This is a genomic window from Streptomyces sp. NPDC006174 (assembly GCF_040614075.1).
Taxonomy (GTDB): domain Bacteria; phylum Actinomycetota; class Actinomycetes; order Streptomycetales; family Streptomycetaceae; genus Streptomyces.
Genome location: NZ_JBEXTJ010000012.1, coordinates 187,423 through 200,376, shown reverse-complemented (window position 1 = coordinate 200,376; position 12,954 = coordinate 187,423). Strand labels below are relative to the sequence as shown.

The 12,954-nt window shown below is 71.0% G+C and carries 10 protein-coding genes; 5 read left to right on the top strand and 5 right to left on the bottom strand.

Annotated features, from left to right (window positions below):
• The first annotated feature begins 108 nt into the window (after positions 1-108).
• Both ABZ267_RS26155 and ABZ267_RS26150 read left to right on the top strand, forming a co-directional pair.
• Complete coding sequence (locus tag ABZ267_RS26155; RefSeq protein ID WP_356750926.1) at positions 109-2,172, top strand: neutral/alkaline ceramidase; 2,064 nt, start codon at positions 109-111, stop codon at positions 2,170-2,172.
• Positions 2,173-2,266: 94 nt separating this feature from the next.
• Positions 2,267-3,019: an IclR family transcriptional regulator C-terminal domain-containing protein gene (locus ABZ267_RS26150; protein WP_356750928.1), complete on the top strand. Its 753-nt coding sequence runs from the start codon at positions 2,267-2,269 to the stop codon at positions 3,017-3,019.
• A 23-nt stretch (positions 3,020-3,042) separates the two neighbouring features.
• Here the strand turns inward: ABZ267_RS26150 and ABZ267_RS26145 are convergent, their stop codons facing one another.
• A complete protein-coding gene (locus ABZ267_RS26145) occupies positions 3,043-4,767 on the bottom strand; it encodes an acyl-CoA dehydrogenase family protein (RefSeq protein ID WP_356750930.1) in 1,725 nt (574 codons plus the stop codon).
• Between the two features lie 67 nt (positions 4,768-4,834).
• Complete coding sequence (locus ABZ267_RS26140) at positions 4,835-5,407, bottom strand: PadR family transcriptional regulator (protein ID WP_356750932.1); 573 nt, start codon at positions 5,405-5,407, stop codon at positions 4,835-4,837.
• A gap of 148 nt (positions 5,408-5,555) precedes the next feature.
• Here ABZ267_RS26140 and ABZ267_RS26135 point away from each other — a divergent pair, with 148 nt between their 5' ends.
• Complete coding sequence (locus ABZ267_RS26135) at positions 5,556-6,386, top strand: pentapeptide repeat-containing protein (protein ID WP_356750934.1); 831 nt, start codon at positions 5,556-5,558, stop codon at positions 6,384-6,386.
• Between the two features lie 68 nt (positions 6,387-6,454).
• Entirely contained in the window at positions 6,455-7,342 is an 888-nt protein-coding gene (locus ABZ267_RS26130; protein ID WP_356750936.1) for an SDR family oxidoreductase, read from the top strand.
• On the opposite strand, the gene ABZ267_RS26125 is transcribed toward ABZ267_RS26130, so the two are convergent.
• From ABZ267_RS26125 to ABZ267_RS26115, 3 genes are all read right to left on the bottom strand, one after another.
• The gene (locus tag ABZ267_RS26125) at positions 7,339-8,637 is read right to left on the bottom strand and encodes a cation:proton antiporter (protein ID WP_356750938.1); all 1,299 of its coding nucleotides are present in this window, start codon (positions 8,635-8,637) and stop codon (positions 7,339-7,341) included. The genes ABZ267_RS26130 and ABZ267_RS26125 overlap by 4 nt on opposite strands.
• Before the next feature lie 86 nt (positions 8,638-8,723).
• Complete coding sequence (locus ABZ267_RS26120) at positions 8,724-10,754, bottom strand: CocE/NonD family hydrolase (RefSeq protein ID WP_356750940.1); 2,031 nt, start codon at positions 10,752-10,754, stop codon at positions 8,724-8,726.
• Between the two features lie 56 nt (positions 10,755-10,810).
• Entirely contained in the window at positions 10,811-12,127 is a 1,317-nt protein-coding gene (locus ABZ267_RS26115; RefSeq protein WP_356750942.1) for an ATP-grasp domain-containing protein, read from the bottom strand.
• 216 nt (positions 12,128-12,343) lie between these two features.
• Here ABZ267_RS26115 and ABZ267_RS26110 point away from each other — a divergent pair, with 216 nt between their 5' ends.
• The gene (locus ABZ267_RS26110; RefSeq protein ID WP_356750944.1) at positions 12,344-12,943 is read left to right on the top strand and encodes an NAD(P)H-dependent oxidoreductase; all 600 of its coding nucleotides are present in this window, start codon (positions 12,344-12,346) and stop codon (positions 12,941-12,943) included.
• Positions 12,944-12,954: the final 11 nt, after the last annotated feature.

Below are 12,954 nucleotides of genomic sequence, written 5' to 3'. Positions count from 1 at the left end.
GCAGGTCACACACCTCTACCGTCGGGGCAGCGCTCCGGGTCCCGCCGATGCCGGCGAGCCGCCGACCGGGCTCCGGGGTCCCGCACGTCTCCCGCCCCAGGAGGTCCGATGCCCCGATCCCCCAGCCGCGCCCCTCGCAAGCTCTCCGCTCTCGTCCTCGCCGCCGCACTGGGAGCCGTGGCTCTCGGCGCGCCTTCGCCGGCCTCGGCCTCACCGGCCGCCGCCGCCGAACCGGACTACCTCGTCGGTCGCGGCATCGCCGATGTCACCGGTGAGGCCGCCGAGACCGGGATGATGGGCTACTCCAGCTTCGACCAGAAGACCTCCGGCATCCACCAGCGCCAGCGGTCACGCGCGTACGTCGTGGCCGACCGGACGACCGGCAAGCGCGTGGTCTACGTCAACGCGGACCTCGCGATGATCTTCCAGTCCGTGCGGCAGGGCGTCCTCGCCCGCCTCCAGGAGCGGTACGGCAGCCTGTACGGCGAGGAGAACGTCCTCCTCTCCGCCACCCACACCCACTCCGGCCCCGGCGGCTACTCGCACCACGTGGCGTACAACCTCTCCGTGCTCGGCTTCCAGAACGGCACCTACCGGGCCATCGTCGACGGCATTGCGGAGTCCGTCGCCAAGGCCCACGACGACCTGAAGCCCGGCACCATCAGCCTCGGCACCGGCACCCTCACCAACGCCAGCGTCAACCGCTCCCGCGAGGCCTTCGACCGCAACCCGGCGGCCGACCGCGCGGCCTTCCCGGACGGCATCGACCCGGCGATGACCGTGCTGCGGTTCCGGCAGGGCGGCAAGGACGCCGGCGCGATCAGCTGGTTCGCCACGCACAACACCTCGATCACCAACAAGAACACGCTCATCAGCCCGGACAACAAGGGCTATGCCGCCTACGCCTGGGAGCACGACCACGAAGGCGTGCGCTACCTCGACAACACCCCGGGATTCGTCGCCGCGTTCCCCAACACCAACGCCGGCGACATGTCCCCGAACCTCAACCTGAAGCCCGGATCGGGGCCCACCGAGGACGAGTTCGAGAACACGCGCATCATCGGTGAGCGTCAGCTGGACAAGGCCCGCGAGGTCTACCGGGACGCGAAGCCGGTGACCGGCGGCGTCGACTCCCGCCTCACCTATGTCGACATGGAGAACGTCACCGTACGCGGGCAGTACACGAGTGACGGCAAGGAGCAGCGCACCTGTCCCGCCGTCGTCGGCGCCTCCACGCTCGCGGGCAGTGTGGAGGACGGCCCGGCGATCCCCGGCTTCGAGGAAGGCATGCGCACACCGGTCGCGTCGATCATCGACGCGCTGCGCATCGACACCCCGTCCTGGCTCGCGACCTGCCAGTACCCGAAGGCGAGCCTCATCCCGACGGGCCTGCTGAGCAACGTCCACCCGGTCACGCCGAAGATCCTGCCGCTCCAGATCATGCGGATCGGCGAGCTGTACCTGGTGGCGGGGCCGGGCGAGTTCACGATCACCGCCGGGCTCCGGGTCCGCCGGACCGTGGCGCAGGAGCTCGGGGTGCCGCTGGAGCGGGTGCTGCTCCAGGGGTACGCCAACGCCTACAGCCAGTACGTGACGACGCCGGAGGAGTACGACACGCAGAACTACGAGGGCGGCTCCACGCTCTACGGCCGCAACACGCTCCCGGCCTACCAGCAGGAGTACGCGCGGGTCGCGGCCTCGCTGCGCCAGGGCTCCGCACTGGACCGGGGCACGCTGCCGCCGGACGAGTCGGCCCGGCAGTTCACCTTCCAGACCGGCGTCGTCTACGACAACCCGCCGCTCGGCAAGTCCTTCGGCTCGGTCCTGACCGCGCCGGCCTCCTCGTACGCACTCGGCTCCACCGCGACCGTCGAGTTCGCCACCGGTCACCCGAAGAACAACGTGCGCCGAGGCGGCACCTTCCTGGAGGTCCAGCGGTTGGAGGCCGGACAGTGGGTGCGGGTGCTGGACGACGGTGACTGGGAGACCAGGTACCGCTGGACCCGGATCAACGGCCTGACCGGTACGTCGAAGGCCACGGTCACCTGGGACATCGGGCCGGACACGGCTCCGGGCACCTACCGGATCGTGCACCACGGAGACGCGAAGAACCTGCTGGGCAGGATCACGCCGTTCACCGGGACGTCCTCGGCGTTCACCGTGACCGGATAGCGCTGGTGGGCGGGGCCCCGAGCGCCGGAACCCCGCCCAGCACGCCATTCATACACGAGATGCCGCACCCGGGCGCCGGGTCCATGCTGGGGGCATGGGTGACCAGGCCGGCCCCGAGCCCACCGTGTCCGTCCAGCGGGATCTCCGGTTGCTGGAGGCCGCTGGGGCACATCCGGCGGGTGCGCCTGCCGAGCAGCTGGCCCGCGAGGCCGAGCTGCCTCTCGGCATGGCCGAGGGCCACCTGCGCGCGCTGGCCGAGGACGGCTACCTCAGCGCACTGGACGACGGCGCCTTCGCGCTGGCCGACCGGGGCCCGTCGCCCGGCGCCGGTGCCGGAACATGGACGCAGAGCATCCGCCCGCTGCTCACCTCGCTGCGCGACGACCTGTCCGCAGCCGCCTACCTGACGCTGTACGACGAGGGCGAGATCCGGGTCCTCCAGATCGTCGACAGCCCACGGACGCCTCGGGTCGACCTCTGGGTCGGCTTCGAGGACGCCGGACACGCCACCGCGCTCGGCAAGAGCGTGCTCGGCGGCCTGGACGAGGAGGCCCGCGCCAACTACCTCTCCCGCCACCCGCTGGCCGACCTCACGTCCCACACCATCACGCGCCGCGAGGAGCTGCTCCGGGAGCTGGAGTCGCCGCCGATGGCACCGCTGGCCCGGGACCGGGAGGAGTACCGGCGCGGCACGACCTGTGTCGCCGTCCGCGTGTACTGCGGCGACCAGGTCGGCTCGCTCGGCATCTCCTTCCGGTCGGACCGGATGTACCGGACCAGCGAGGTCCGGGCCCAGCTGCTGTCGTCGGCGCTGCGCGTCACCCGGAGGCTGACGATCCCGGAGTGACGCGGGGGGCTGTGGCGTGGGTGCTATTCGGCCATCTCGTACGCTCCCGAGAGCTCCTCCACGCGCTCCCAGATCCGCGCCGACCGCTCACCGTCGACGACGGGACGCCGTACGGCACCGAGCGCCCACTCCTGCTGCGCCTCGGTGGCGGAGTCCTTGCCGTGCAGCTCGACGGCGTGCGCGGAGAAGTCGCGTACGAGGACGGCGAACAGCTCGTCCAGCAGCTCCTCGTCCAGGCCGGTCAGCCGGGCCTGCTCCAGGATCAGCTGGCCGTGGACGACAAGGGCGAAGAGCTGGCCGACGGCGAGGAGAAGGTCCAGGTCGCGGCTCTGCTCCTCGTCGGGCGCGGCGGTCTCCACGAAGGTGCGGAGCGCGTCGGCCTGCTCACGGAAGCGGGCGACGTTGGCCACCTCGGCGTACGCGTCGAAGGCCGGCCGCCAGTCGTGGAACCGTACGCCACCGAGGCCGCGCGCCGGTCCCTGCCGGAACAGGAAGTCGTCGTCGGCCGCGTCGAGGCGGGACGGGACGGCCGGGTAGTCGACGGGTGCGAGCAGGTGGTTGCGCATGAACTTGAGGATCAGCGCGAGGTTGACGTGGACCGTGCCCTCCAGCTTCGGCAGGCCACGGATCTCGATCGCGGCCTGGGCGAAGTAGTTGTCCTTCTCGAAGCCCTTGGCGGCGATGACGTCCCACATCAGGTCGATGACCTTCTCGCCCTCCGTGGTCACCTTCATCTTCGTCATCGGGTTGAAGAGGAGGTAGCGGCGGTCGTCCGGCCCGGCGGAGCGGAAGTAGTCGACGGCACGGTCGCTGAACAGCTTCATCCCGACGAGGCGGACATAGGCGTCGGTCAGCTCGCGGCGCACGTGCGGGAAGGCGGTGACGGGACGGCCGTAGAGGATGCGGTTGCTCGCGTGCGTGACGGCCTCGTACATCGCGTGCTCGCAGATGCCGATCGAGGCGGTGCAGAGGTTGAACTTGCCGACGTTGACGGTGTTGAGCGCGGCGTCGAAGGCGGCGCGGCCGGTGTGCAGGATGTCGGCGGCCGCCACCGGATAGTTCTCCAGACGGAACTCGCTGACGAACTTGGAGGAGTCGACGACGTTCTTCACCAGGTGGTAGGCGTCGTGGCGGCTGTCGGCCGCGAAGAAGACATAGCCGTCGGGGCCTTCGACGTCGGTGCGGCGGCCGAAGACGGAGACGAGACCGGCGGCGTTGCCGTTGCCGATGTAGTACTTGGAGCCGGAGGCCAGGAAGCCGCCGTCACCGGCCGGCTCCAGCAGCATGTCGGTGGAGTAGATGTCGGCGCCGTGCGTCTTCTCGGAGAGTCCGAACGCGAACACCTCACCCTGCGCGAGGAGTTCGGCGGCCCGCGCGCGGGCCTCGGCGTTCTCGCTCTGCCAGACCGGGCCGAGGCCGAGGATGGTCACCTGCCAGGCGTACCAGTAGTCGAGTCCGTAGAAGCCGAAGATCTCGTTGAGCGCGGCGATCCGGGCCGTGTCCCAGCGCTGGTCCTCGTTCCCGGCGGCGGAGGCCGGGGTGAGGAAGGTGGCGAAGAGGCCCTCCTTGGCGGAGAAGGCGAGGAAGTCGCCGAGCCAGGCGCGGGAGCGGTAGTCCTCGATCAGCCGGCGCCTGCCGCGCTCCTCGAACCAGTCGACGGTGGCGCGCAGCAGCCTGCGGGTCTCCGGGTCGAAGTGCTGCGGGTCGTAGGTGCGCGGGTTGAAGAGCAGGGACGCGGACTCAGCCATGGAGATCGCCTTCCGGGAGGGAGGGTTGAGGGTTCTTTCGGTGGTACGGAGGTGACGGCCGGTGCCGTCAGGCGCCGGGGCCCGTCGATGGACCGGCCAGCCGGCGGAGGGTGTCGAGTACGTCGTCGAGCCAGGCGATCGTCATGCGCTCGTACGCGATGCCGCCGCGCAGCACGACGTGCTGGAGCTCCTGGCCCGCGTCCGGGGCCGCGGGCGCCTCGGGTCCGGTGAAGTCGCGGACCTCTCCGGCGAGGTAGTGCGCGAGGCGGTCGCGGTGGGCCTGGCGGTGGCGCTCGACCTCGCGGACCAGCGCGGCCGGATCGTCGAAGGCGGCGCCGCGGATCTTGACGGCGAGGTCGTGCCGGAGGCTCTCGGGCTCGATCGGCTTGTGCAGCCACTCGGCGAGCGTGGCGCGGCCGGGTCCGGCGACGGAGTACTCCTTCTTGTCCGGCCGGCCCTGCTGCTCGACCGCGCGAACGGTGAGCCGGCCGTCGGCCTCCATCCGGGCCAGGACGCGGTAGATCTGCTGGTGGCTGGCGGTCCAGAAGTAGCCGATGGACCGCTCGAACCGCCGGGCCAGCTCATAGCCGGAGCCGGGCTTCTCCAGCAGGGAGACGAGGATCGCGTGTTCGAGCGCCATACCGCGATCCTTCTATGCAACTCGTTGCATAGACAAGTCGCCGGGGCCGGGTGAGACACGGGTCACCCGCGCTCCGCCGCGCTCGGGCCGCCGGGGACAATGGACCGCGCGCCCACCATCCGCTTGCCGTACCAGGAGAACCACCGCCTTGTCCCAGCACACCGCACACGCCGACCACCCCGACCTGCGGGCCGACTGCGGGAACTGCTTCGGCCTGTGCTGTGTGGCGCTGCCCTTCGCCCGTTCGTCGGACTTCGCCGCGGACAAGGCGGCCGGGACGCCGTGCTCCAACCTCCGGGAGGACTTCGGCTGCGGGATCCATGAGCGGCTGCGCGAAAGCGGCTACCAGGGCTGCACGGTGTTCGACTGCTTCGGAGCGGGCCAGAAGGTCTCGCAGGTCACCTTCGGAGGCCGCAGCTGGCGTACGGAGCCGGGTTCGGCCCGCACGATGTACGAGGTCTTCGCGGTGGTACGGCAGCTGCACGAGCTGCTCCGCCACACCGCCGAGGCCCTGGACCTGCCGGCGGCGATGGCGGTCCACCGCGACCTGCGCGCCGCCTACGACCGGCTCGACGCGCTGACCCGGGAGAGCGCCGAGACCCTTCTGGCCGTCGACGTACCGGCCCTCCGCGCCGAGGTGAACGCTCACCTGCTGCGCGCCGGCGACCTCGCCCGCACCGCCGCCGTCCCCGGCAGGAGGGAGAACCACCGCGGCGCCGACCTCTTCGGCGCCCGGCTGCGCGGCGCGAAGCTGCGCGGGGCCACCTTGCGCGGCGCCTGCCTGATCGCGGCCGACCTCTCCGGCGCCGATCTGCGCGACGCCGACCTGATCGGCGCGGACCTGCGCGACGCCAATCTGTGCGGCGCCGACCTGACCGGCGCGCTCTTCCTCACCCAGCCGCAGCTCAACGCGGCCCGAGGCGACACGGCGACCAGGATCCCGGCCGCGCTGCACCGGCCGGTCCACTGGACCTCCTGAGCCACGGGACCACCCGGCCCACGGCAAAAGGCGCGTTTCGACCCCGGACGCCGGGGCACCCAGCTGCCATGACCAGCAGCGAACAGCCACAGGACCCCAACCACCTCCACCCGCGCCCCGACTTCCCGCAGCAGGACCAGGAGCACCCTGGCTGGACCGGCCCGATGGACCCGCCGCCGGACCACGGCGAGGACTCCTACCGAGGCTCGGGCCTGCTCACCGACCGGAAGACGGTGATCACCGGCGGCGACTCCGGCATCGGCCGCGCCGTGGCGCTGGCCTTCGCCCGCGAGGGCGCGGACGTGCTGCTCACCTACCTCCCGGAGGAGGAGAAGGAGGCGCGGGAGACCGCGCGCCTGGTGGAGGAGGCGGGCCGGACGGCGGTCACCGTCGCCTCCGACATCCGGGACGAGAAGCAGTGCCGCGCGCTCATCGAGCGGGCCGTCTCCGACTTCGGGCGCATCGACGTCCTGGTCAACAACGCGGCGTACCAGATGTCCCAGCCCGACGGTATCGCCGCGATCTCGACCGAGCAGTTCGACCGGGTGATGCGGACCAACCTGTACGGGATGTTCTGGCTCTCCAAGTTCGCGCTGCCGCACATTCCGGCGGGCGGCTCGATCATCAACACCACCTCGGTGCAGGCGTACAAGCCCAGTCCGCACCTGCTGGACTACGCGATGACGAAGGGCGCGATCGTCACGTTCACGCAGGGCCTCGCGCAGATGCTGGCCGCCGACGGTATCCGCGTCAACGCGGTGGCCCCGGGCCCGGTCTGGACGCCGCTCATCCCGGCGACCCTGCCGGACACCACGGAGTTCGGCAAGCAGAGCCCGCTGGGCCGTCCGGCGCAGCCCGCCGAGATGGCGCCCGCCTATGTCTTCCTCGCCTCCGCGAACGCCTCGTTCATCACCGGCGAGGTCATGAACGCCACCGGCGGCACACCGCTTCCCTAGGAGACCTCCTCCCCGGCCTCCTTCCCGGCCGCGGCCTTGGCCCCGCGACGGTCGAGGTACGCGGTCACCGGGGTCGCCGCCACCCCGTGGACGACCACGGAGATCAGGACCGCGAAGACCACCACCGCCCAGATCTCCCGCTCGTACCGCCCGAAACCGCCCTCCCCCAAGGCGTAGGCGAGGTAGAAGAACGAGCCGATGCCCCGGATCCCGAAGAAGGCGGTGGCCGCCCGCTCGGTCGGAAGCCCGGGGCCCCGCAGCTGGGCGAGCCAGCCGGTGGCCGGGCGGATGAGGACGTGCAGGAGGATGCCTATCGCCGCGCCCCGCCAGGTGAGTGCGGCCAGGCCGCCCGAGGCCACGAACGCGCCCACGGCGAAGAGGAGCAGGGCCATCAGCAGGCGTTCGACCTGCTCGACGAAACCGTGCATCACCTTGTTGTAGCCGTGGTCGCGCTCGGACCTGCGCAGGGCGCACGCGGTGGCGAAGACCGCGAGGAAGCCGTACCCGTGCAGAGCCTCGGTGACGCCGTACGACAGGAACATCGCGGCCAGCGCCACGAACCCCTCGCCGTGTTCGGCGAGCCGCAGCGACTTCGCCCGGGCCCGGAAGAGCACCCGCCCCAGCAGGAGCCCGATGGCGATGCCCGCCGCCACACCCACCCCGATCCGCACGAGCACGTCGCTCCACGCCCAGTGCGTCAGCCAGCCGCCGGTCCAGCTCTCCCCGGCCGCCGCGAGAGCGACCGCCGCGAGGACGAAGGGGAAGGCCAGCCCGTCGTTGAGCCCGGCCTCACTGGTCAGCGCGAAGCGGACCTCGTCCTCGTCCTCCTCGTCGTCGGACGGCTCTCCCACCCGCACCTCGGAGGCGAGGACGGGGTCCGTCGGCGCGAGGGCCGCGGCCACCAGGAGCGCGGCGGAGACCGGCCAGCCCAGCAGCCACCAGGCGGCGAGTGCCGTCGCCCCGATCGTCAGCGGCATCGCCACCCCGAGCAGCCGCCAGGTGGCGGCCCAGGACCGCCACCCGAAGGGGCGGTTGATGGCGAGGCCCGCCCCCATCAGCGAGGTGATCACGCAGAGCTCGGTGAGGTGCTGCGTCCAGACGCGGTCGGCGACCGGGTCGACCTCGGGCAGCGGCAGCGGCGTGAGGTAGAGGAGCACGCCGGCGGCGAGGAACACCATCGGTACGGAGACCGGCAGGCGGGAGAGCAGCCGGGGCAGCGCGGCGGCGAGGAAGGCTCCTATGCCGAGGCACCCGTACACCGCACCCACGGTGGTGATCGACACGTGAGGCCTCATCTTCTCTTCATGTCCGGCCGGCCGACCGCTTCGGTCCGGTCCGGGGCGGCGGGCCGCGAGGCCACGCCAGGGGTGTCTCTCCCGGCTCAGGCCAGGTTCCGCGGCACCGTCTCGTTCCAGGTGCGGGAGAAGACCCGGCGGCCCGCCTCGTAACCGTCCAAGGTCGCGTCGACGGTGAACTCGTCGGCGCTGGAGGTGAGGACGGTGCTCGTCTCGACCCGTACGTCCCAGCCGGGCCGGGAGAAGGTCATCGTCCACGCCGAACGGCCGCTCAGGGACGAGAAGTCGTCGGCCACGGAGGTGTACCGCTCGCAGGCCCGCAGGCCGACCTCGATGCCGTTCTCCTCGTACCGCTGGAGTCCCCGGTCCTTCACGATGTCGAGCGCGGAGTGGTAGTCCACCAGGCTCCTGGAGACGTTCCAGGCCTGTTCGGGCTCGGTGAGCCGGGTGACGGGAGGCGGACGGCAGCCTTCCGGCTCGCCGAAGGAGGCCTGGGGCATGCCGTCGGGCTCCTCGGTGGGGCGTACCGGCAGGGTCAGGGCGGCGCCGTCCTCGTGGACGGTGAGCAGGGCCGGTTCCGGGGCCGGCCAGACCAGGGGCCAGTACGAGGTGGAGAGCGAGAGTCGGATGCGGTGGCCGGTCGGGAACGCCTGGCCGACGCCGTTCAGCGTGATCCGGGCGCGGTAGCGGCGGCCGGGCTCCAGCGGTTCGGGGTGCTCGTCGCTCTCGCGGTGGGTCAGGTTCAGCACGCCGTAGGTGACCCGGGTGGCGCGGCCGTCCGGGGCCACGTCGGAGATCCGCGCGGTGACCTGCGCGACGGGCGCGGAGGCGGAGACCTCCAGGTCGACGGAGGGTGAGCCGAGGATCTCCAGCCGCTCGGTGAGCGGTTCGGTCTCGAAGACCAGGGAGCCGCCGTCCTCCTCGCGCTGGTCGTAGGGCAGGTCGGGAGGGGCGTTGTAGGAGGCCCACTTGCCGGCGAACTGGCCGACGGAGAGCGGCGACTGCACCGTACGCGTCCGGCCGCGCGGCAGCGACTCCTCCTCTCCGGTCACGATGGTGGCGCCTCGCAGCGGGTGCACGACCTCCTCGACGTGCGGCGAGGGCCAGGAGGGTTCGGCGACCCAGCGGCCGGGGCGCTCCTCGTACGAGGTGGAGGGCGGGACGCTCTCCTGCATCCAGGTGCGGAGCATCGGCCCTTCCATGACGCCGTTGTCGACGCCCTTGAGCCAGTGGTCCCACCACTTGACGACCTCCTGGAGGTAGCCGATGGCGGGGCCGGGCTCGCCGAGGTGCGGCAGCTTGTGCGACCAGGGGCCGATGAGGCCCTTGCGCGGCACGTCGACGCCGGCGAGGAGGCGGGTGACGGCGTTGGAGTAGCCGTCCGCCCAGCCGCTGGAGGCCAGGACGGGGCATTGGAGCTGTCCGTAGTCCTCGCTGAGTGAGGCGTGCTGCCAGTAGGCGTCGCGGTGCGGGTGGCGGAGCCACTCCAGGACCCACGGGCGGGCGGACTCCAGCCGCTCCCGCCACATGTCGCGCCACCGGTCGCCGACCACCTCGGGGTCGGGCGGGCAGGTGGCGTACGCGAACATCGTGCCGGCCTCGGCGAGGTTGTCGGAGAGCATGGCACCGCCGAGGTAGTGCATGTCGTCCGCGTACCGGTTGTCGGTGAACGAGGCGATGACGATGGCCTTGAGGCTCGGCGGCCGGCGCGCAGCCGTCTGGAGCGCGGCGAAGGCGCCCCAGGAGATGCCCATCATGCCGGTGCTGCCGTCGCACCAGGGCTGGGCGGCGACCCAGGCCAGCACCTCTTCGGCGTCGCGCTGCTCCTGCTCCAGGTACTCGTCCAGCAGGACGCCTTCCGACTCACCGGTCCCGCGCAGGTCCACGCGGACACAGGCGTAGCCGTGGCCCGCGATGTACGGGTGGTGGATGGCGTCGCGGGTGGAGGTGAGGTCGTTCTTGCGGTACGGGATGGTCTCGACGACCGCCGGGACCGGTTCCGCGTCGGCGGAGACGGGCCGCCAGATCCTGGCCGACAGGCGCACGCCGTCCGCCATGGTGATGGTGACGTGGTCCTCGACCTCGGTCTCGTACGGGAGTTGTTCGACGAATCGCATACGGGTGGCAGGGTCCTTCCTGACGTCGGGTCCGGTGGGGGCGGGTACCCGGGACGTCACGAAGAATTCCGGCCGCGCCCGCCCGGCTCGGTCTCGTCGAAGGCCAGGCCGAGGGCGGCGACGCAGGCGTCGAACTTGCGGCGCAGGTCGTCCTCGTCCTCGCCGCCGGTGAAGATGTGGGCGAGTTCGTAGCTGTAGCTGTCCTGGCCGTGGACGGTGGAGAGCTTCTGGCCCTCGTCGGGGACCATGTCGATGTGGACGCCCGGGATGTCCCGCTCGATGGCGGCGATCTCCTCGGCGGTCGGCACCTGGTGGACGCGGCCCTCGCCGAACCAGCGATAGTACCACTTGGCGGCCACCTTGTAGCGGCCGCCGCCGGCCGGCAGGGCCGGGTCGCCGCCGAGGGCGAGGCGGAACATGCGGTGGTGGTTGGGCACGCCGTCGACGAAGTGGAACATCTCCGCGTGCGACTGCGAGTGCCGGGGGTTGATCTCCAGCAGGCTGACGTCGCCCGTCTTCGGGTCGTAGAAGTACTCGATGCTGAAGGTGGCGTTGTCCATGCCGATCTGCCGCATGGTCCGTTCGCTGACCTCGTGCAGCTGCCGGATCACCGGGGCCGGGAGGGTGCTCGGGTACTGGTGGCGCAGGAAGGACGAGGAGTCGGGGTAGTTGATCGAGTCGAGCACGCCGTAGACGGTGACCTCGCCGTTGTGCGCATATCCTTCGACGGCCACCTGAATTCCGCTCATGGCCTCTTCGGCGAGACAGACCTGGCCGCCGACGCCGGCCATCTCCGGCGGGAGTTCCAGAAGATCGAGTATCGCCTCGAAAGGCTTTCCGACGCGGGCTATGCCTCCGCGTATCTCCGCGACGGCGGTGCGGAATTCGTCCATGTCCGCCACGCCGAAGGCCAGCTCGGAGGAGTAGGCCAGCGCGGGCTTCAGCCACATGGGGAAGCTCATGCCTTCCGGCGGTCGCGGATCGTCGCTGTCCAGGTCGACGATGCCGAAGCGCGGATGTGCGTCGCTGACCTTCTGCTGTTCCAGCCGGCTCCAGTACTTGTGCTCGCACTTGACGACGGATTCGAGGCTGGTGCTGACCGTCCCGTACTCCTTGCTCAGGAGAGGGACGAGGGTGCTCACCGGGAAGTCCCAGTAGCCGACGATCGCGTCGACGGAGCCGTCGTGCGCGTCGAGCACGGCGCGTGCCCTGGTGAGCAGTTCGTCGACGGTGGTGGCGTCCTCCTGCAACTCCTTGATGCTGAGGAGCGGGTGGAGGCGGAGGTTTTCGGCGTCCGGAACGGCTTGGAGCGTACGCAGGTTGGCCTCGTCCATTCCGATGATGAAAACGTTCTTGCACTGGTCCCGGGACACAGGAATTCCTCTCAGGGAGCGGGCAGGGTTCTGCGTCGTCTACCCGTGCACGGAGGTTCAAACGGAAAAGTCCGAGGCTCCGGAATGCCGGGCCACTTCCGTTCGGGGCATTTGGCGTCTCCCGCGCGTACGGCGGGGACTGACGGGGCACCAGTGTCGCCGTGCCCACCGCGCGGCACTCCTCCCCCGCCCGCAGCCCGAAGGAGACACCCCGTCATGCGCGCACTCGCCCTGGTCTGTACGTTGAACGCCTCGCCCGCCCGCTCCAGCAGCCAGCACCTGGCCGAACAGGTCATGAGGGAGTTCGAACGCCACGGGGTGCAGGGCGAGACCGTCCGGATCGCCGACCACGACGTCCGCGCGGGTGTCGAGGTGGACATGGGCGACGGCGACGCCTGGCCCGCCATCCGGGAGAAGATGCTGGCCGCCGACATCCTGCTGATCGCCACACCCATCTGGCTCGGCCACCCCTCCAGCCTCTGCCAGCGTGTCCTGGAGCGGCTGGACGGGGAGCTGTCGGAGTCCGACGACCAGGGCCGCCCCCTCGTCTACGGCAAGGTCGCGACCGTGGCAGTCGTGGGCAACGAGGACGGGGCTCACAAGGTGAGCGCCGACCTCTTCCAGGGACTTGACGACGTCGGCTTCTCCCTGGCGCCCGGGGCAGTCACGTACTGGGTCGGCGAAGCCATGCAGGGCACCGACTACCAGGACCTGGACGAGACGCCCGAGACCGTCGCGTCGACGACCCGTACGCTCGCCGCCAACGCCGTACACCTGGCCCGGCTGCTCGCCGACGCCCCTTACCCGGCGGCCTGATCCGACGTGCC

Excerpts from the sequence above, each read along its gene's own strand:
- ABZ267_RS26155 (WP_356750926.1), top strand. The coding sequence starts at position 109 with ATGCCCCGATCCCCCAGCCGCGCCCCTCGCAAGCTCTCCGCTCTCGTC.
- ABZ267_RS26130 (WP_356750936.1), top strand. The coding sequence starts at position 6,455 with ATGACCAGCAGCGAACAGCCACAGGACCCCAACCACCTCCACCCGCGC.
- ABZ267_RS26120 (WP_356750940.1), bottom strand. The coding sequence starts at position 10,754 with ATGCGATTCGTCGAACAACTCCCGTACGAGACCGAGGTCGAGGACCAC.
- ABZ267_RS26150 (WP_356750928.1), top strand. The coding sequence starts at position 2,267 with ATGGGTGACCAGGCCGGCCCCGAGCCCACCGTGTCCGTCCAGCGGGAT.
- ABZ267_RS26110 (WP_356750944.1), top strand. The coding sequence starts at position 12,344 with ATGCGCGCACTCGCCCTGGTCTGTACGTTGAACGCCTCGCCCGCCCGC.
- ABZ267_RS26140 (WP_356750932.1), bottom strand. The coding sequence starts at position 5,407 with ATGGCGCTCGAACACGCGATCCTCGTCTCCCTGCTGGAGAAGCCCGGC.
- ABZ267_RS26125 (WP_356750938.1), bottom strand. The coding sequence starts at position 8,637 with ATGAGGCCTCACGTGTCGATCACCACCGTGGGTGCGGTGTACGGGTGC.
- ABZ267_RS26145 (WP_356750930.1), bottom strand. The coding sequence starts at position 4,767 with ATGGCTGAGTCCGCGTCCCTGCTCTTCAACCCGCGCACCTACGACCCG.